Annotated in this window: 12 protein-coding genes and 2 pseudogenes; 8 read left to right on the top strand and 6 right to left on the bottom strand. The window is 64.6% G+C overall.

Going from position 1 to position 20,303, the window contains the following annotated elements:
• Window positions 1-98: 98 nt before the first annotated feature.
• From LWP59_RS05580 to LWP59_RS05555, 6 genes are all read left to right on the top strand, one after another.
• Window positions 99-908: an enoyl-CoA hydratase-related protein gene (locus tag LWP59_RS05580; RefSeq protein WP_144636322.1), complete on the top strand. Its 810-nt coding sequence runs from the start codon at window positions 99-101 to the stop codon at window positions 906-908.
• Complete coding sequence (locus LWP59_RS05575; protein WP_144636327.1) at window positions 899-1,249, top strand: hypothetical protein; 351 nt, start codon at window positions 899-901, stop codon at window positions 1,247-1,249. The genes LWP59_RS05580 and LWP59_RS05575 overlap by 10 nt, the downstream gene beginning before the upstream one ends.
• Window positions 1,230-2,405: an acyl-CoA dehydrogenase family protein gene (locus LWP59_RS05570; protein ID WP_144636329.1), complete on the top strand. Its 1,176-nt coding sequence runs from the start codon at window positions 1,230-1,232 to the stop codon at window positions 2,403-2,405. The genes LWP59_RS05575 and LWP59_RS05570 overlap by 20 nt, the downstream gene beginning before the upstream one ends.
• Window positions 2,390-3,472: an acyl-CoA dehydrogenase family protein gene (locus LWP59_RS05565; RefSeq protein WP_144636332.1), complete on the top strand. Its 1,083-nt coding sequence runs from the start codon at window positions 2,390-2,392 to the stop codon at window positions 3,470-3,472. The genes LWP59_RS05570 and LWP59_RS05565 overlap by 16 nt, the downstream gene beginning before the upstream one ends.
• 17 nt (window positions 3,473-3,489) lie before the next feature.
• Complete coding sequence (locus LWP59_RS05560) at window positions 3,490-3,690, top strand: MHS family MFS transporter (RefSeq protein ID WP_144636336.1); 201 nt, start codon at window positions 3,490-3,492, stop codon at window positions 3,688-3,690.
• Window positions 3,691-3,797: 107 nt separating this feature from the next.
• Entirely contained in the window at window positions 3,798-5,873 is a 2,076-nt protein-coding gene (locus LWP59_RS05555; protein ID WP_144636338.1) for a 3-hydroxyacyl-CoA dehydrogenase NAD-binding domain-containing protein, read from the top strand.
• 435 nt (window positions 5,874-6,308) lie between these two features.
• On the opposite strand, the pseudogene LWP59_RS05550 reads toward LWP59_RS05555, so the two are convergent.
• Window positions 6,309-7,364 (bottom strand): annotated as a pseudogene (locus LWP59_RS05550) (IS256 family transposase).
• Window positions 7,365-7,540: 176 nt separating this feature from the next.
• Window positions 7,541-8,700, bottom strand: a pseudogene (locus LWP59_RS05545) (IS3 family transposase).
• 135 nt (window positions 8,701-8,835) lie between these two features.
• Here LWP59_RS05545 and LWP59_RS05540 point away from each other — a divergent pair.
• Window positions 8,836-10,344, top strand: coding sequence for a hypothetical protein (locus LWP59_RS05540; RefSeq protein WP_144636339.1), 1,509 nt, complete (start codon window positions 8,836-8,838; stop codon window positions 10,342-10,344).
• A 99-nt stretch (window positions 10,345-10,443) separates the two neighbouring features.
• Window positions 10,444-11,838 (top strand): hypothetical protein, encoded by a 1,395-nt coding sequence (locus LWP59_RS05535; RefSeq protein ID WP_144636341.1) that lies wholly within the window; start codon window positions 10,444-10,446, stop codon window positions 11,836-11,838.
• Between the two features lie 265 nt (window positions 11,839-12,103).
• Here LWP59_RS05535 and LWP59_RS05530 read toward each other — a convergent pair whose 3' ends face one another.
• The 4 genes from LWP59_RS05530 to LWP59_RS05515 all read right to left on the bottom strand — a co-directional run bounded on the left by LWP59_RS05530 (window position 12,104) and on the right by LWP59_RS05515 (window position 18,967).
• The gene (locus tag LWP59_RS05530; protein WP_144636344.1) at window positions 12,104-14,818 is read right to left on the bottom strand and encodes an ATP-dependent DNA helicase; all 2,715 of its coding nucleotides are present in this window, start codon (window positions 14,816-14,818) and stop codon (window positions 12,104-12,106) included.
• A gap of 306 nt (window positions 14,819-15,124) precedes the next feature.
• On the bottom strand, window positions 15,125-16,462 hold the full coding sequence (locus LWP59_RS05525; protein ID WP_144636346.1) for a DUF4041 domain-containing protein: 1,338 nt from the start codon (window positions 16,460-16,462) through the stop codon (window positions 15,125-15,127).
• 25 nt (window positions 16,463-16,487) lie between these two features.
• Entirely contained in the window at window positions 16,488-17,756 is a 1,269-nt protein-coding gene (locus tag LWP59_RS05520; protein WP_144636348.1) for a hypothetical protein, read from the bottom strand.
• An 842-nt stretch (window positions 17,757-18,598) separates the two neighbouring features.
• Window positions 18,599-18,967 carry a hypothetical protein gene (locus tag LWP59_RS05515; RefSeq protein ID WP_144636350.1) on the bottom strand — a complete coding sequence of 123 codons (369 nt, stop codon included), beginning with the start codon at window positions 18,965-18,967 and terminating at the stop codon, window positions 18,599-18,601.
• Window positions 18,968-20,303 lie beyond the last annotated feature (1,336 nt).

The following is a 20,303-nucleotide window of genomic DNA, read 5'->3' as shown; positions in this document are numbered from 1 at the left end:
GCCACTCCCTCAGAAGTTCGGCTGCCATGGGCCGTCTGGACGGCGACCCATGGCAGGACCTAGTATTAATGGAACTAATTATACCTCAAGGAGGTCTCATGAGCCTGGAACCGGATAAGTACGCAGACGTCCTGTACGAAGTGAAGGACTCGATCGCCCGAGTGGTGATCAATCGCCCTGAGCGACTCAACGCCTTCACCCCGCACACCGTGCGCGAGCTGACTCTGGCGGTACGCCGAGCCGGCGCTGACAGCGAAGTGGGCGTGATCGTGCTCACCGGCGCGGGCGACCGCGCGTTCTCCGCGGGCGGTGACGTGAGTGTCGAGAGCGAGGACACCTTCCGTGCCGGCGACGAGTCGTTCGACGAACTCATGAAGAAGCTCTACCGGGCGTTCCGCGAGTGCCTGAAGCCCGTGATCGCACGGGTCGACGGCTACGCCATCGGTGGCGGACACCATATGGCCTACTTCTGCGATTTCACGATCGCCTCGGAGCGCTCGATCTTCGGCCAGAACGGGCCCCGTGTCGCGAGTCCCGCCGAGGGTTGGCTCGTGAGCCACCTCTGGACGGTGGTCGGCATGAAGCGGGCAAAGGAAATCTGGATGCTCTGCCGGCGCTACAGTGCGCAGCAGGCCCTCGACTGGGGACTGGTCAACGCGGTCGTCCCGCCTGAGCAGCTCGACGCCGAGGTGGCGAAGTGGGCGCAGGAGATGCTCGCACTGAGCCCCACCGTCCTCAAGCTGGTGAAGAAGTCGTTCGACGACTCCGTCGCCGCGATCCGCGAGTCGCAGGATCGGTTCGACATCCTCAACCAGGTCAACCCCGGCTTCTTCGCCTCCGGCGAGCAGACCGAGGGGGCGGAAGCGTTCATGGAGAAGCGGACGCCGGACTTCTCGCCATGGCGATGACCGGCACCGGCGCTCTCGGGCTGGCCGCCGGCCGACCGTCACCCGGACATGGACGCATTGGGGAATGGGGTGCGGAGCTGACAAAACAGCGCGCCGCCGCGACGTTCGAGCTGCGGAGCCACTCGTGGCTCGCGCGCAGCGCCCACCAGGTTCACGGCGCGACTGGGTTCCTCCAGGAGCACCGGCTCGCGCCCGGGCAACCCTGGTCCTGGTGCGACGAGTACATCCCGACCACGCACCTGGAGTCGGCGCTCGACCGGGTGGCAATCGAGGCGAGGTGTCTCAGAACTCTGGCTAACTTTCACGCGCATGAGGTGATCGATGGACCTGTCCTACTCTGACGCCGAACGTGAGTTCCAGCTGCGGGCCAGGGCCTGGCTGGCCGCGAACGTGCCGGATCGTCCGCTCGCCCCGCCGTACACCGAGGTGGGGATCGCTGAACATCGCGACTGGGAGAAACGCCTGCACGACGCGGGCTACGCCGCCCTGCACTGGCCGGATGAGTACGGCGGGGGCGGCGCCGACCTCGTCCGGCAGGCACTCTTCGGCGAGGAGTACCTGCGCGCGGGTGCCCCCCAGCGGCTCAACCGCCTCGCCCTCGGCCTCGCCGGGCCGACGATCATCCACTACGGCACGGAGGTACAGAAGGCCCGCTGGCTGCCCGGCATGCTGACCTGTGCGGAGCTATGGTGCCAGGGCTTTTCCGAGCCGGAGGCCGGCAGCGACCTTGCGGCTGTGCGGACCCGCGCCACGCGCGATGGGCCGGACTTCGTGCTGAACGGCCAAAAGACCTGGACCTCCTTGTCGGTTTTCGCCGACTGGATGTTCGCGCTGGTCCGCACTGACCCAGACAGCAGCGGGCACCGCGGGCTGACGTTTGTCATGGTGCCCATGAGGACGCCCGGGATCGAGGTGCGCCCGATCGTCCAGATGCACGGTGCCCCGGGCTTTGCGGAAGTCTTTCTCAGCGATGTCCGCGTTCCTGCCGCTAACGTCGTTGGCGAGATCGGCAGCGGCTGGGCGGTGGCCATGACCACGCTGGGTTTCGAACGCGGCACGGGTCTCGGCGACCACGTTCGGTTCGCCCGCGACGTCGAACAACTGGTCGCCATTGCCCGGTGGGCCGGGGTCGCCAACGACCCGCTCATCCGCGACCAGATCGCGGCCCGGTACGTCGAGGTCCAGCAGTTCCGCCGGTACATGCAGCGGGTCACCACCCGGCTCGGCGCAGGCGAACGGCCAGGGCCAGAGGCGAGCATGACCAAGCTCTTCTGGTCCGAGATGGAGGCGCGGATCTTCGAGACGGCCCTGTACATCCTCGGCCCGCTCGCGGAGATGGGCGACGACGCCTGGCAAGGCGTGGCGCCCGGCCTGCACCGGCGGTACTGGCACGCGCGGGCGGCGCGGATCTTCGCGGGTACCAGCGAAGTGCAGCGCAACATCGTCGCCGAGCGGGTGCTCGGCCTACCAAGGGAGCCCCGATGCACGTCGACCTGACCGGGGACCAGCACGATCTGGCGGTCGCCGCCCGCGAGATCCTCGCCACGCTGTGCCCGCCCAACAGGGTGCGAGCGGCCTGGGACTCCGAGACCGGCCACGACGCCGACCTGTGGGCGCGGCTGGCCGAGGTCGGGTTCCTCGGCATCGCCGTACCCGATCGGTTCGGCGGTCTCGGGCTCGGCGACCTTGAAATGGCGCTGGTGCTGGAGGAGGTCGGGCGAGTTGCGTTGCCCGGGCCGCTGCTCGAAACCGCTGCCGCCGCGGTGACCCTGGCCGAGGTCGGGACACCGGAACAACAGGAGCGCTGGTTACCCGCGATCGTGGCCGGCGAGGTCGTCGCCACCGTCGCGGTCCCGGACCAGCCGCTGGTCGTCGGCGCTAACGTGGCCGACCTGATCGTCCTCAACGTGGGTGAGGAACTGCACGCCGTACCGACCGCCGGCTGCGAGTTCATCGAGCAGACCGGCTGCGACCGTTCCCGTCGGCTCGCCACCGTCCGCGCGCTCTCCACCGGTGCTACGCGCCTCGCGGGGGACGAAACCGCGGGGGCCCGGCTGCGTGATCGCCTGGCGGTGGGGAGCGCGGCGGTGTTGGTGGGTATCGGGGCGCACCTGGTCCAGACGACCGTGGACTACGTGCAGCAGCGCCGGCAGTTCGGCCGACCGGTCGGGTCGTTCCAGGCGGTGAAGCACCGGTTGGCCGACGCGCACCTAGCGGTGGAATTCGCACGGCCAGCGACCTGGGTGGCGGCGCACCTGCTCGCCATCGGCGCGCCCGAGGCGCCAGTCGCCGCCGCGGTCGCGAAGGCCGCGGCCGCGGAGGCGGAGGCGACCGCGAACGAGCACGCGCTGCAGTGCCACGGGGGGATCGGTTTCACCTGGGAACACGACCTACACCTGTGGCTCAAGCGCGGCAAGGCACTAGAGCAGGCCTACGGGCCGACGCGCGTGCACCGGGCTGCGATCGCGAACGCTCTGCTGGGCCCACCAGCCGCCGGTATCTCATCAGGGCGACGCTGCCCGGGTACGGCCCGCCCCGCTGAAGACGGTGTTGATGTTCGGTGACACCTACTCTGTCCAGTGTGGGCAGGCTTCTCTGGTGCGAGCAGGATTCATCGCCCTGCCGCTCACCGGCCACTTTGGTGACCGGCACGGCCACCAGCCCGTGGTCATCACCCGGCGGCGCGACGATCGGGGTTTTCGCGCCGATCCTGCTGGTGGCGTCGCGCTTCGTGCAGGGCATGGCGTGGGCGGGCAGCGCGGCGGCATCGTGCCGCCGCTGACCGAATCCACGAGCCCGAAGTGCCGCGGCTAAGCGCATCGGCCGCGTTCGGGTCCACTGAGGACACGGCCGTCCGACCATCACCAACCTAGAAAGCAGTTCTGCCACATGTCTGCTCGGTACAGCGTCTCCGGACGCATCGCGATCATCCGAATCGACAACCCTCCGATCAACAGCCTCGGCCACGCAACGCGGGAGGGCGTCGTGCGCAAGCTGCGACGTGCCATCGACTCCGCCGACATCGAGGCGATAGTGCTCACCGGCCGCGAGGGATTCTTCTCCGCCGGAGCCGACATCTCCGAGTTCGGGACGCCCAAGTCAGCCGCAGACCCGGTGCTCGGTTCCGTCATCGCGGCGCTTGAGGAAGCCGACAAGCCGATCGTGGCGGCGATCGACGGCAACTGTTTGGGTGGCGGACTGGAACTCGCGCTGGGCGCGCACTACCGGATCGCGACCTCGGCCAGCAAGATCGGGCTGCCGGAGGTCAACCTTGGGTTGGTGCCCGGCGCCGGTGGTACCCAGCGGCTGCCGCGTGTGGTGGGGGCAGAGGTCGCGGCGGACATCATCATCGGCGGTAGGCCGCGTACGGCGGGAGATCTCGTTGGCATCGAGGGGCAACGGCTGCTCGACCGGGTCGTGGACACCGATCTGGTGCGGGCGGCGACAGACTTCGCGACCGAGATCGCCGCGGTACGGCCGCTCCCGCGGGTTCGGGACCGCAACGTCGAGGCTGACGAGCGGAATGCGATAAGCACGCTACGAGAGGGACTCCGTCGGCGCAGCCGTGGATTTCTGGCACCGCTGGCGGCGCTGGACCTGGTCGAGAAGGCCATCACCGTGCCGTTCGAGGAGGGGCTGGCCGAGGAGCGGAGGACGTTCCTTGAGCTGGTGAGCGGCGAGCAGTCGGCCGCGCTGCGCCACGTGTTCTTCGCCGAGCGAGCCGCCCGCAAGATCCCAGACGTCCCTCGGGACACGTCGGCCCGGACGGTCGACACGGTGGCGGTCATCGGTGCCGGAACGATGGGCGGGGGCATCGCGATGAACTTCATCAACGCGGGGATTCCGGTCACCATCCTGGACAGCAGCCAGGAGGGACTCGACCGCGGGCTGGGGGTCATTCTTCGGAACTATCAAACCCGGGTGGACAAGGGAAAGCTGGCTCCGGAGCTGCTGGCGCACCGCATGGCGTTGTTGACGCCGTCCCTCGACTACGCGGACGTGTCCGACAGCGACCTGGTCATCGAAGCGGCCTTCGAGGACATCGACGTCAAGCGCTCGGTGTTCAGCCGGCTCGATGAGGTGGCGAAACCCGGCGCCATCCTGGCGTCGAACACCTCGACCCTGGACATCGACGCGATCGCCGCGGTGACCGGGCGCCCCCGAGATGTCCTGGGTATGCACTTCTTCAGCCCCGCCAACGTGATGAAGCTGTTGGAGATCGTGCGTGGTAAGGAGACCGCGGATGACGTGGTGGTCACCGCGATGGCGGTGGGCCAGCGGGTCGGGAAGGTCGGTGTGATCGCTCGGGTGTGCGACGGCTTCATCGGTAACCGGATGCTGGCCAAGTATCGGGATGCTGCGATGGATCTCCTCTATGCCGGCGCGACACCGGTCGAGATCGACTCCGCCGTCGAGGGCTTCGGGTTCGCCATGGGCCCGTTCCGGATGGGCGACCTGGCGGGTAACGACATCGGGTGGGCGGTCCGCAAGAGGCGCTATGCAGAGCAACCCGACATGCCGCGGGACGAGATCGCTGATGCCCTGTGCGAGTCGGGGCGGTTCGGCCAGAAGACCGGCGGCGGGTGGTACGACTATCAGCCCGGGAGCCGAGATGCGATCCCGAGCCCGGTCGTCGACGATCTGCTGGCCGCGTTTCTGGAGAAGCGCGGCACGGCGCGCCGCAAGTATGAGCCGGACGAGATTGTGCGGCGTCTCGTCTTCGCGCTCGTCGATGAGGGCGCCCGAATCCTCGACGAAGGCATCGCGCTCCGCGCCTCGGACATCGACGTGGTGTACGTGGCGGGATACGGATTCCCCCGGTACCGTGGCGGTCCGATGTACTACGCCGACACGGTCGGGTTAGCGAACGTACTGTCCGCGCTGCGGCGGTTCCATGGTGACGACAGCTGGGAACCGGCGCCATCGCTGGTCCGGTTGGCCACCGAGGCACGCACCTTCAACTGATGACGACCCGACAGCCGAGTAGGAAGGCCGGCGGGATGGGCACGATTCCCGGGTTTCCAACGGGAACCGCTGGAAGTCGACGCCCTGGATCGTTGGAATCAATGTGGCGCCGAACCATACCGTGCTGGAACACGCGGGACGGCACGAAAACATCCGGCTCGATCATCTGAATCAGCTCGTTTTCTTCCAACAACCAGGTGTCCCTGGGTTGCCTCGCGTCCACCTGGCCAGCGCACGCGCTCGTGGCCCATTACGAGGATGCCGCCGAGGAGGATGAGTAGGCCGTAGGCGGCTACCACGATCTCCCAGGAGTTGTTCCAGAGCTGGGAGTGTCAGCAATCTTGTGGGTGACAGTGTGATCACCTTGTCAGTGCTGCACGTCGAGCCGGTCGCCGTAATGCATGGCGAGCGTGTTCAACGCTTGTTTCCATCCTACTACTTTTCCTGTGATATTTGAACGGTTTTGAGCGGGTTTTGGATCACGAGATAGAGCACCTTCAGTGCGGCCTGCTCGTTAGGGAAATGGCCGCGGCGTCGGGCGGCTTGCCGGAACCGGGAATTCAGGCTCTCGATCGCGTTGGTCGTATATACGAGTTTCCGCAACTCCGGAGGCTACGCCAGGAAGGGAGTGAACTGTTCCCAGTTGTTGCGCCAGAGCCGGATCATCGCCAGATAGGTATCCTCCCACTCGGCACAGAAATCGGCGAATTCCGCTTCCGCCGCCTCCTGGTGGGGTGCAGTGTAGATGAGTTTGAGTCGTTTCGTGATCGCCGACCAATATTTTTTCGACGCGTACCGGAGACTCGCCCGCACCAGGTGGACCACACACAACTGGACCTCCGCGCGCGACCACAACGCGGTGATCGCATCTGGCAGGCCTTTCAGACCGTCGCAGGCGACGATCAGGATGTCCTCCACGCCCCGGTTTTTCAGATCGGACAGGTGGTTCAACCAGCCCTTGGCGCCCTCGCCACCGGTGCCGACCCGCATACCGGCACGTCCCGCTCGCCGGCAGGGTGATCCCGACGGCGACGTAGATCGGACGGTTGGCCACCTGCCCGTCGCGAATCTTGACATGAATAGCATCAATGATGCACGACCGGGTAAATTTTTGTCGAGCGGTCGCGCTTGCCACGAATTCAGATCCTCGACCCCCTTGTCCGTGATCTTCGATATCAGGTCACGGGATACCTTGGCGTCATAGATGTCGGATAGGTGGGCCTGGATCTCGCCCGTCGTGAGTCCTTTTGCGTAGAGTGAGATGACGGCGTCGTCGAATCCTTCGACCTGTCGAGAGTATTTCGGCACGATCTGCGGCGTGAAGGTGCCTTCCCGGTCACGCGGTACGTCAATGCGCACTTCGCCCACATCGGTCCGTACAGTTTTCGCCGACGACCCGTTCCGCTCGTTGGTCCCGAATTTCTCGGCCGCATCACCCTTCGCATAGCCGAGGTGCTCGTCCAGTTCGGCGTTGAGCGCCGTCTCCAGCACCGTCTTCGTCAGCTGCCGCAGCACACCATCCGGCCCGACCAGCGACACCCGGTCCGCGCGGGCCTTGTCGATGAGCTCACGCGCGACGCGGACGTCAAGACCGCCCTCAACGCCAGCTGCCTCCGCTGCCGAGTGGGGCTGCCCAGGGTCTGGTTGACACCGGGGCTGGCTGGTTTTCAGGCCGCTGGTGCGGCCGTGTAGATGGTCTCAAACTCGACCGGGGTGAGTTTCCCCAGCCCTCGTTGTCGGCGTTTGCGGTGGTATTTCGTCTCGATCCACGACACGATCGCCAGTCTCAGTTCCTCCCGGGTGCGCCAGCGCCGCGTGTCCAGGACATTCTTTTGCAGCAAGGAAAAGAACGATTCCATGGCGGCGTTGTCACCGCACGCGCCGACCCGCCCCATCGACCCGGTCAGCCCGTGGGTGCCCAGCAGACGTCGATAGCTTGTGGACCGAAATTAGGCTCCGCGGTCGGAGTGGACGACGGTACCGGATGGGTCGCGGAGCGCGATCGCGTTACGCAACGCGCTGACGGCCAGTGAGGCCCGCATGTGGGAGTCGATGGAGTAGCCGACGATCTTGCCGGAGCAGCAGTCCTTGACCGCACACAGGTAGAGTTTTCCTTCACGGGTGGGGTGTTCGGTGATGTCGATCAGCCACAGCACATTCGGTGCACTGACGGTGAAGTTTCGTCGCACCAGGTCATCGTGCACCGGTGGTCCCGCCTTCCGGTAGCGGCCTTTTCTCTTGGCATGCAACGAAAAGATCTGTTGCATCGAGCAGATCCGCCACACCCGGTTCTCCGAGGCGGTGAACCCACACGCGGCGAGTTCGTCGGCGATGAACCGGTACCCATCGCCCGGATCGTCGGCGTGAATCTCGAGAGCGACGTTGATCAGATGGGCGTCATCCCAGTCGCGCTGCGAGACCGGGGCGGATCGCCACTGGTAGTAGGCCTGCCGGGAGATGCCCAGCACCCTGCACGTCACCGCGGCCGGCACCCTGATCGGGACGCCGGCCGCGGCCAGGTCACGGACGAGCGGGAAGACTATTTTCCCGGCAGATTGCCCTGCGCCAGATACGCCGCCGCCTTGCGCAGGACCTCGTTCTCCTGCTCCAACAGACGGTTGCGCTTGCGCAGTTCCCGCAGCTCAGCGGACTCCTCCCGCGTCGCTCCGGGCCGGGTGCCGTCCTCAACCTCGGCGGCACGCAGCCAGTTGGCCAGGCACGACTCGGAAATCCCGAAATCCTTCGCGACCTGCTTCAACGGGGCCTCGCCGCGACGGGCCACGGCGACCACATCATCACGGAACTCACGGGGATAGGGCTTGGGCACGATGACATCCTTCTAAGCGAGACCGAAGCCTCACACATCAGGTGTCAACCAGAACCTGGGCACACCCGGCAGCACTACGCGACCGTCCGGTTCGCTGCCGACTTCGCCAAGCAGGTAAGGAACCACGTCGCCGAGATGATCGCCGAAGATAAGACCGCCACCCGGCTGCTACACCGGCAGCTCACCAGCGAACTCCAGGCGCTCGACGCCCGCGAGGAGAACCTCATCGACCTGGCCGCCGACGGCACACTGCCCCAAGCCAAGATCAAGGCCAAGCTCCGCGAGATCGAACACCAGCGCCAACGACTCAGCGAACGACTCACTGAGACCGGCCGCGACCTCTCCGAAGGCGCCCGCCTGATCGAGGTCTGCCTCAAGCTCCTCGAGAACCCCCGCGAGCTCTACCGCCGCTGCGACGACGAGCAACGCCGCCTGCTCAACCAGGCGATCTTCCAGGCTCTCTACCTCGAAGATGGCGGGGTCGTCAGCGCCGACCTCAACCAGCCATTCGACCGGCTCCACGCCATCCAGCACAGCCGCTACGGATCGACCTACGAGCCCAGTGCACCCTCGAACACGACGAAGGCCAGCCTGGAGGCTGGCCCGACATCGATCAACGGTGTTGAGGTCTTGCTCCAGGGCATTGATTTGGCCCCGGTTTCTAGTAAGACCCCTGATGTGGAGCTAAGGGGACTCGAACCCCTGACCCCCTCACTGCCAGTCAGGTGGACTGGACCTCTCCACCTGCACAAACGGAGAATCCGCAGGAAAAACGGTTCCGTTCAATGCGGTTCGGCGCAGTTGAATGCCGTTGTGCACGCAGGTGTGCTCCAGAATTGCTCCAGCGAAAACCGTGTGAAGGCCGATCATCGCGCGATCACTCCCTGCGATCAGGCTTCCATCGTAGTCAACCAAGACATCCGCTTCAACAGCCAACGCCCCATTCGCGGATGCGCGCGGCCGCAACATCGGTTGGCGGCAGGTGGCAAACTCGGACCGCAGCGCTCCCTCGATCGCGCTATCGGCGCGAAGGGACCCGCTCCGCAAGCCATCGTTCCCGTTGCCAGCGCATCTGGCCGTACACCGTCCGCTGCCTGCGGCTTTTCGCCGCCATCCCCGCCGAGCTTGCCTTCCTGGCCGAGGTACGTGCGCCGCACGTGCAGGTGCTGCTTCATCGCGATCGCGCTGCCCCGCCACGGCCGCACGGTCGCGGCTGCCGCCGTCGCGCTCGGCTGCCTGATCTTCGGGTTCGCGCTCAGATCTGGTGGTTGCTCGCCCTCATCGCCTGGCTCCGCCGCGACTCCCGCGCGCGCATCGCCGCGCCCACTGGGCCTTGGCGTCGTAGTCGCGCCTCTATCGTGGATCACCGCACCGCCCGGCCAGCAAGCCGTGGCGACCTCGTCCACCGGCGGCCGCCTCTCGGTCTCGTCGCCGCAGGCTCTCCCGGGACAGGTCGACATCGTTATCCACCTGTACAACCTCGGCTGGTGTTGCCGGTCGCCGGAGCCCGGGGCGTTGACCACGCACCGCGCTGACAAGACTCCGGGGAACGCGGAACCCCACCCGACAGCGCCAGTGACGACCACGATCTTGAATGGCCTGCGTCGTCCGAGCGGGCAACACGGGCCGTGTCACGCATCGTGATGTGACGTTTTCGATCAGCGCACCATCGGCGGACAGACAAGCCGCCATCCACCACGGTAGACAAGTTGGTCGGAGCCAACGGGGACAATGGGGGAACTGATGGATATCGGAGAAGCATTGAAGCGACTTTTCGAGCCGTCGCTGGTGACCATTCAATCGAGCTCCTATCTGGCAGGGAAAGTCATGAAGAAGGCGGCGAAGATCGATGTGGATCGCCGCATCAAGCAGCAGTGGGCCCTCGATCGGAAACCACGGTTGACTCCAGTGCCCAAGCAGGAACACAAGGGTGGAATGTCGATCACCCCGTGGGAGCTGCTCCACACGCTCGGCCGGGCGACCGTCCTGTCGGGACAGGGCTCCTCCCGTGCGCTCGCGCAGCATTGGAGCTGCCTCAAGTACATCAGCACTCTCCAGTCCAATTATCAGGGAAGGATGGAACTCTCGCCCGACGGTCGCGATCCGCGATATCACCGAAAGTCCGTGCAAGCCGAGGACCTGGGAATCGCGTTCGCCTTGGCCGCTGCACTCCGGATCGTGCAGGAACGACACCTCGATTATCGTTTCGACGTGGTTGACGCCGATGTCGCCCTCGAAGCCGGGTGGGCGTTGAAAGGCGCGGAAGTCAGGTCACGGGAGAACACGCTGCTGCGACCAGACTACTTTCTGATCGGCCTCAAGGAAGGCGAACCAGCTCGCCTCGTCACAGTGGAATGCAAGGGGTCCCACGGCAAGGTCAATGCGCAACACACGCAGTTGGCGAAGGCGTCAGCGCAGGTCCACGCCGTCATGATCGGAGACGCCGACAAGGAGGCCGCACCACCGCCGAGTCTGCTCATGGCCACGGCCCTGGCAGGTAACGGCGGGATCGAGATGCGGATTTTAGACCCGGAAGGTGATGGTGTTCTCGCCGTACCCGGAGAGCGCGCGCCATCGCTGAACGGACCGGTCGAGCAGTTCAACGACCTCGCCGGAATCCCCACCAAGACACCCGAAGGCCGCGATGACGCTCGACCAGGGTTCTACATTCCACCGCAGCGCTCGGAGTGGTTCTCTCGCGTCCTGGCCAGGACATCCGCGGCCAGCCTATTGACGTTCGTCGGGGACCGAACAGGGGCCCGCGAATTGTTGACGCGCCGGCAGCAAGAGCGGGTCGGCTCCGCGTACACCCTCCCCGGCACCGACGCGGTGTTCGATACTGGCATTACGTTGGGCGGCCTGTCGTTCGTAGGCACCGACCACGTCTTCCGGTTCGGCTCGCAGCGGATGGAAGCGTTCTCCGGCGTGTTGGTGGGGCTTCATCGACTCCTTGCCGAACAAGATCTCCAGGGCTACCAGCAGGCGCTGCCACAGGTGCTTTCGGCGTGGTCCCAACGACGCGGTGACGCCGAGGAAGACTGGGGCGGAGTCATCGCAATGGACAACGACGGCGCGGTGCTCGGCCTACGACCGATCAGCGCGGGACATCAAGACCTCCAATACGCGGGACCTCAATGAGCACAGTTCACTTTCGGTCAATGCGACGCCAGCCGCATCGAGCGTCGTGCGAGCATGCAGCTACGTGCGCAACTCGTACCAACCTGACGGCCTCCCTCGGTGACGCCCAACGCGCTCCGCCTGGGTTGCGACTTCGATGGGAATTTGATGTTCCCACGCTCGAACCCCCCGCCACACGGCTTGTGCCACGAACGCGGAGACGTGGGATCGGTCTCGCGCCTGATCGCGTTCGACGCTGGCGCAGCCCCTGACCTTTTGCAGCGGGTCAGGGGCTGCGCCGAGACCCGGCAACCGGAGTGAGATCGCGACGACTGGTAAGAACGGCGACATCTTTCGGGTTGGTGCTCCTGTGGAGACTCTTGAGAACAGCCTGCTGTGTCTCTGGCGTCCAGAAGATCCGCAAACGGTCACGTGCGCGGGTCACGGCCGTGTACAAAATGCTGTGTGTGATGTCATCCTCGTTGGCGTCGGTGATAACGATCTTGACGGAGTCATACTCGAGGCCCTGTGCCTTGTGGATCGAGACGGCATAGGCCACCTGGAAGGGCACAGATGTGTTGAGCGAGTCGTCGTCCTCATCGCTCGTGTCGTAGTCGTAGACGGAGAAGCGTACGGTCGAACCCTCCACCCACTCCAACTCTTCACCGACGACATCGAATTCGGTGAGTGGACGATCCAGCTCGACGTCGAACTGGATCTGGCCTGGCCGTTGGGCGATGTCGACGATCCGACCTTTGAGGTTGTTGTAGGTCACCGGCCGGAACCGCTCGGTCTCGTTAAACAACACCGGGTCGCCGACCTTGTAGGCGGAGGCACGCCAACTGATCGCCGGGTTTGGGTTGCTGCTCTGCAGGAAGCGGTTGACGTTGTTGATTCCGTAGAGACCGTCGTAGTTGAGGCACAGGATGATCTCGTCATCGCGCTGAGACTCGAACAGGGAGCTGTCGAGCACGGTGGAGTAACCGTTGCGGGCGATGACCTCGGCGATGTCGTCCTCGGTGTTCCGTACCTTGCCCCAGAAGCCGAGGAGCGGCGCGCTATTGGTCCGGAACGGGGTCGTCAGCTCGAAGACCGACGTGTCCGGGATGAACGAGCGGATGGTGCTGAACCAGTTGCCGAACTGGATCGACTCGATCTGATAGACGTCGCCGACCAGCACGAGCAGCTCGAAGGACGTCTTCTCCAGCACCTTGATCAGGTCGGCGTTGCTGACGGTGCTGCACTCATCGATGACCAGGAGGTCGTACTCCGGATCCGACGCGGTCCGGTAAATCTGGCTGCTGATCGTCCGGAAGGTCGAGTCCTGGGCGGTGACCTTGCGCTTGAGATTGTCGATCGCCGGGTTGGTATGAGCCAGGAACAGCTTCGTCTTGTCGTTGAAGTAGTTGGCAATGTGGTCGACCATCGTGGACTTGCCCGTGCCGGCCGCGCCGTAGATCACGGCAACCTTCGACTGGTTGAATAGGAGCTTCAGCGCGTTCTTCTTGGCGTCGTCATCGATGGCATGAGGGGCCTCGTCGATCCAACGCTCGACGGCCGGGGTGTAGCCGTCGATCCCGGACGCCGCGTACTCCTGGAGCTTCTCGAGGATGGCGACGGTGTCGTCCTCATACCCTCGGATGAAGACGTGGTCCTTGTCCTGCACCAGCTGACGCTCTGCCTGCTTGTAGTAGAGCGTCCTGTTGTAGTTGGCGATCAGCTTAGCGACGTCTCCGAACGTCTCAAGATCGGCTACGGGCGTGTAGAGGGTTCCATGGCGGTCGACGTTGTTCCGCACTCGCCGCGCGAGCAGCTCGTGATCCCGGTCAGTCGCATCGAGGCTCTCGACGAGATCCCAGTAGCGCGGGTTGTGTCCGGGTAGTGAGGTGCAGAAGGGCATTTGGTCGAACGGTATGCAGCCATAGAGAAGGTTCAGGTCAGACAGACGGCTGCACTCGTCCCAGTTGTACTGCGGCTTCAACGTCCGATTGTGCATCCTCAGCATGAGGTATCGGATGACGTTATGACCTGGCGCAGCCAACCGCACAATACGGCGCGCATCGTCCAGCACTGGGAAGATCTGCGGCGTGGCGATACCAGCCGTGCCCGCGGCCTTGGTCGCTTCGTACTGGTCGTCGGCCATGTCGATGAGGTCGAGTAGGCTTCCTGATCCCACGGTCAGCCCCCGCATTAGGTAGCCATACTCCGCAGAACTAGTACGGACTTTCGTCGTGATGCCTAGGAGGCGCGCGAAGTTGTCGAACTCGCACGGGCGGATCGAGACCGCCCAATCGCGGATGATCATAATCGGCATCGTCTGGTTGAGGACGTCGATCGAGTCACGCTGGAGCGTCAGCATGGCCGAGTATTTGTCGGTCATGTCGATGTCGGTGAAGGCGATGATACGGTCGAACTTGCTGACCTTGTTGATGGCCCGATAGAAGGTGACCTCGTAGTAGATGCGCCCACCAACGAAGAACGGGCGCGTCTTGTGGATATAGTAGCGATCCCGCGCGCCACTACTCGACCCTGTCGATCGCAACGCCTCGATCCGGGCGGCGATCTTATCGTGGTACTCGCGCAGCGACGGGTCGAGGTCGACCGGGAACGACTCCAGATTGCCGAGCACCTCGATTCCGCATTTGTCCTTGAGTAATGTCCGGATACGGAGGAGGTACTCGTAGTACTTGAGCATCAGGCGCTCGGAGGCGTCCCCATCCATGGTGTAGTGAGAGGCGCTCGCTTCGAGAAGTTTATGGAATCGGCTCAAGAATCCGTACTGGCCCCTGCCCTTGATGAAGGCAAGCCCGAGCCCGATCGCCGGATAATTGTAGTCAGCGTCGGCGGAACCGAGCTGAAGACGCACGGCGACACCCTCAACGAGGTTCCGGAGCTGAGCAAGGACGTTCTGGGACAGCAGCTCGCGCTGGTCAGTCAGCGATGCGATGTTCTGACAGATCGTTGCATCCGTGCTCTGGATGTGATCGCCAACCGTCGTCATGCGTGAACCTGCTCCCTCTGTCGTTCCGTTAAGTGCTTGGTGCGCTGCCCCACATCGCGTCCTCAAGGCTTTGAACTGCTTGCCCAGTTGACAGGGCCGGCGGACGGACCTGGCGTGGGCGCGGGTGTTGGTCGTCCGGACTCGACCGGGGTGACCAAAGGGGCGGTCGATACCACTGTGGTGGCCGCGGACAGCGTCCTTTCCGGCTGAGCATCGGTCGACAACCGGGCAGGTTGTGGTGGATGGATCGGGCACGATCGTTGCCGGGCCTGACTGCTCTGGCGGTCGACGTCAACCGCCTCACCTCTAGTTGTGGTCGGGCCACGCTGATCGGCTCTGGAAGTACTGTGATGCCTCCGGGGTGTCGGTGAACTCGAGTAGGTTGCCGAGCTTCTCCGCCAAGGCCGCACGAATTTCCTGCGGCGTGATGAAGAAGAACTCTCGGCGAAGGTTGACCCGGTTGAGACGACGATCGGCGAACGTCTTGTGCAGCTCGTTCTCAAGCGCGACGGCATCTTCCGAAAAGTGGAGCAGGTGAGTGTCAAAGGGGAACGGAACTGAGGCGTCACCGAGCTCCACGATCCGGTCCCGAGGTTCGAGGCGCCGAGTCATTCCGATTTTCACGACGTTCTCGCCGAAGGCACCGATGTTACTGATGACGTACACGTAGCCCGCTCGGATGTTGGCGATGCGGTAGTCGTTCTTCATTATCGCATCATCGATAGCGGCCAGGCGCCGACGAAGCTCATCGGCCTGCTCTTGCTTGTCCTGTTGATCGAGCTTCGCCAACACGTTGTTGTAGTGAGTGCGTTCCTTGTCCAGCCGCTCGCGTTCGGCCTGCAGCTCGGCCTCGGCCCGGCGCTCCTCGCGTAACCGTTCACGCTCGGCCCTGACAGCTTCTCGTTCCTCTTGCACCTTGATCTGGTAGTCACCTGTCAGCTCGATCTCACGAAGGCGAAGGAGGTGGTAGTCAGGAGCTACGCGCATCTCCATCATCTTGCCGAGTCTCGCGATCGACTCGACCGATCGGTCGAGTCGCTGCTTCGCCGAGGCAACCGTGCCCGCACGAACCGACCGGACGCAGTTGTCGGCCTCCGCGTTGTAGGCTCGCAGCATCAGTTTTGACAAATCAGCCGTCATCTTTCGGCCCTGTGCCAGCGAGTTGTTGTAGGCGAACCGTTCGGCCGCGAGGATCGCGGCGTTGCGCTTGACGAAGTCCTTGATCGCCTGGCGAACCTCGGCTAGCGCCTCCTTGTACTGCTCCGCGCTCTCCAGCGGGTGGTGGTACTCGTAGATGCCGACCTGTTGGAGCAGGATCGCATCATTGAGTTCGACGAGCTCCTGCCGCGCCTCATCGATCTGCAGTTGGATGCGCCGCAGTTCCTGTTGAGCCGAAGCGGTGGATACCTCTTGCCGGTCGCCCTCTCGCGATGTGTCGTCGATGTCGGGCTCGGCCGCGGGAACGTCGACAGGCCCCTCGGCGGTGTCCTGCCTCCCGTCGCCCGTTGGCGCGTCCGCGACCCAGAACTGCCAGCTCGGAGGCGCTGGCGGCCAAGATGGTGGCGGTTGCCACCCGGCCGGGGGCGCCCACCCAGGCGCCGGCTGCGGCCAGCCCGGGGGCGGAACGAAGCGGAACCCGCTCACCGGATCCTCTCATCGGCGTCGGAGTTCATTTACGTACTCCTTTCATGTCGCCGATCGGGGTCAGGCGATGCGGTGCCTTCGACACGACGGCACGAATGTGCTTCAGCGTTTCGGAAGGAGTAATGCGAGACAAGTCGATCTCCACAAAGTCCTCACGGCTCACTGCCAACGCCATGAGACGGACGAACACGTCCTTGCCGACAGCGGGATCGACGTGGTTGACACCGCCGACCAGTGAGATGCTGCCGATCTTTCCCGCACGGTCAGACTCCCAGACCTCGTGAACAGTCCGCAGAGTTATGTTGTGAACCAAATTGACGTACCTGGTCGTGATGTCCTTCTGTGTCAGCTTGGTTTCCGCGATCTCGTCACTCGCTCGCACGTAGCGGAAGGACTTGGTCGTCGGGATCGCGTCAGGCGGAGGGAAGACAAGCGTGATGGACAGTTCACGCAGATCAGCATCGTAGGAGAAGTCGACATCACTGTTGGCGGCGATCACGTCAGGGTAGATCGAGTTGCCGAACACGATACCGACGTACTCGTCGACCGCATCGGGTTCGGAGGCCGCGAACCGGTTGATGAGATCGTCGAGACGTTCGTTCTCCGCGTCGACGACCTGCTGACGTTCGTCGCACTCGGCGTCGTAACGCCTCCGGTCATCGGCCAACCTCCGCAACCGCTCGTTCTCCGCAGCTTGGTATTGCTGCGTGGCGGCCAGTTGCCGCTGCGGAATCTGCGCTACCACCGCCTGCCAGGACGTATGCGCTTGCGCGAACTGGGCCTGAGCGGCAGCGGTCGCCGCGGCGTGCTTCTTCTTGGCGAAGACCGCCGAGATTCCGGTGGGTGGAGCCGGTGGCTGGTAGTACGGCTCCGGCGGAGCCACGATCGGTGCAGGTGGCGGCGGCACGACCTGGTGCGGCGACTGGAACTCCGGGTGCTGCGCCACGCGGCGAAGCTTTTCCAGATCCACGTAGTCATCGACGGCTAGCGTCAACTCAAGCACGCCATCGATAGCCGCGAACTGTTCTTGCAGGTTCGCGTTCAGCGACTCGACCTTCGCTTGTTGGGCTTCAACGTGGAGGCGCTTGGCTTCGCGTTCCGCCTGTGCCGACAGCTGCGCGTTAGCACGCGCTGTGCGCTCGCGTGCCATAGCGGCCGCGGCCTCAGCGCGATGCATCTCCCTTTCGAGACGCAGCCGCTCGCGTTCAGCGGCCGCGAGTTGCCTCGCTCTTTCCTTCTGCGCCTTCGCCGCCTGATACTGCATCTCGGCGAAGAACCCCCGGCGACGACCCATCGATGTGCCTCCGACCTCAACAACCCCAGCGCTGGTGGGTATCGGTACGGCGGCCAAAATGTTTCACATTGCGAAGATCACCCATTCCGGTGACACGAGCTAACACGTCGCACCCGCCAGACTCGGACAATGCCCAGGTCAACGCGCCTACGCGGCGAAGTTCACGCGAAATGAGATGCCGCCCGACCAGGACAACAGGCGTCGATCGTTAGCGAATCGTGCCCCCGGGTCTGGGCCAGAGGTGGCCGACTCCTACGCACGGAAGCGGTCCGTGGTCCCGAAGTCGAACCGTAGAGGGCGCAGAAAGCTCCCACCGCAGTCCTCATCGACGACGCATCCGCCTTGGCGCGCGCCCGCGTACCCGACCTTCCGAACCCGTCGCCCGACACCGCGGTAGACGTGATCTACACGGCCGTGGTCCGCGCCCTGGACCCACACCAGCGGATGGCAGACGGAGGCAGCGTCCGACCTCACGACAGGTGTGTCCCCAACCATTGGCGTGACAAGGCCTGCGTTCACGCACGATAGTGACAAGGAACAGCACCGAGTTTGGTTGGATCGCGGGTGGGCAGCTCACGCCGCTGGTCCGGTATGGTTGATTGTCGCAAACTCGATGGGGCCAGGCCACCGAGCCGGGTTTGGCGCCGTCGACGGCGGTCGGTATGTTCGAGCCAGGTGACGTCAGCAAGGCCATCCTCGCCGCGCACACCCCCATCCATCGGTTCCGAATGAAGCTGATGCGCTGGCATTTCTCCGAACGGACCGCGGCCAAATACCCTGGGCGGGTAGGGCGGCACGGCTGGGGCCGCTCTACCTGAAACCCCGGCGCGCGTTGGTGCGGATCAGCAGTGCACAATCCCGTCCGTGCCGCGGTTTTCTGGCCCGATTCCGACCGACGCGAGATTCACACTCGTTGGCGAGTAGGGCTTGTCTGCGCCGTCCTCGGACGTCGCGTGCCCCGAGTACAGGATGATGTTGGCCTTGGCCGGATCCGCAGTCCAGGTCGGGTTGGCTTGCCGGACCGCCCCACCGAGCGCCGCCGAGGTGTAGGTCGATTGGCGGCATGACCCGCTGGACTTGGTCGAGTAGTCCGGGTTGACGCCGTTGAACGTCGCGACAGGCGCCGCGTCGACCGGGAGGATCGACATCGCTATCGCCAGCGCTTGCTGTTCGTTCACCTTCATGGGGAAGTAGATGTCGACGTTGATCACGGCCCCACCCCAGCCGTGACGGGCGTGTCGTCAACGCAGGCGACAGCACCGGACGCCAACGACCATGCGCGCTCAGTTCCGACGGGCGTCTCCCCCTCCTCGGTGCACAGAGACGTCGACGTTGCTTTGCGGTTTTGATCCCACCAGTTTGGCTGCTCCCACAGCCCGCGAAGCGCCGCCGCCGGCACGACCGGTGGTGGCGCGCTCGTGTGAGCCGATGACACCGAGGACGTTGGCAGTTCCGATGTGCCTGGTGAGCGAGCCGGTTGCGGTGACTGAGCGCCGGCCGGGTCCGAGACAGCGACCTGGTTCGTGGCAGGAGAGGCGGGGCCCACGATTCCGGCGACGACGATCAAAACCACGAACCCGACGGGCAGCCAAAACCACCACCGCTTCCAAATTGGTTTTCTTGGGCGCGGCGGCGTGGCGGGTAGGTCGGGGTCGTGCATTGAAGGTCTTCTCCGGTGGTGAGGCAGCTGGCCGTTGGGAGATCTTCAAACCACGGCTGTGCGTTACACCCAGCCTGTTGTCCCTGCGGTCCTCGTCACTGCGACCCCGCCGAACCGGAGCCGCCCGTGTCCGCCTCCGGTAACGGGTAGCCACTGGCCTGCGACTACCTGCTTGTGCTGCGTCTGACCCTCTTGGCTCCGATCGCGGTACTGCTCGCCCTTCTGGTCGGGTGTGACACGTCGCAAGCAGGTACTCCCATGCCGACGAGTCCAGCTGCGCCCACATCAACCAGCGCTCCCACATCCACACCAGAATCAGCACCGACATCGACGCCGCAGCCCGCGACCACTGCCCCGTCCCCGTCCTCAACCACCAAGCCGGCGATGACCCGAAGTACGGCGAGTACCACCAAGGCCGCGGCACCATCGCACAGCAGGGATGCCTGCCTACGCGACGAGAACCAGTGCTACGAACCAGGCACGAACATCAAGTGCCAGACCGGTGGTTGCGTGAACGCCGCACGCGGGCTGACCCCCAGCGACGTGAAATCAAGCCAGCAGCAATGGCTTCGGCAGCACCCGGGATGGTGTGCGGTCGGTACACAAGGAGCGGTCGCACCATGCTGAACCCCGTGTGCAAAGACACCAGGCTCCCGATGGTGACCCCGATCTCGCTACCGTGACCACGTCCATCCGGAGCCAACTCCTCAGCCCGAATCGCTGGGCGGAGTGCCCCGCGAGTAACCGGGCAAGATCGAGGCGGCCCTGCTCGACGCAGCGCTGTCGATTCGGGCGACCCACGGCCAAGAGATCACCGGCGTGCGTGGTGCGATCGACCGGTGGCGCGCGGCGCCGCAAGCCGGGGCCGGGTTGGGTCCAGCACCTCA

This window comes from Amycolatopsis acidiphila (genome assembly GCF_021391495.1).
Taxonomy (GTDB): Bacteria; Actinomycetota; Actinomycetes; order Mycobacteriales; family Pseudonocardiaceae; genus Amycolatopsis_E; species Amycolatopsis_E acidiphila.
Note: the sequence above shows the minus strand (reverse complement) of the source record. Positions and strands in the feature narration are given on the sequence as shown.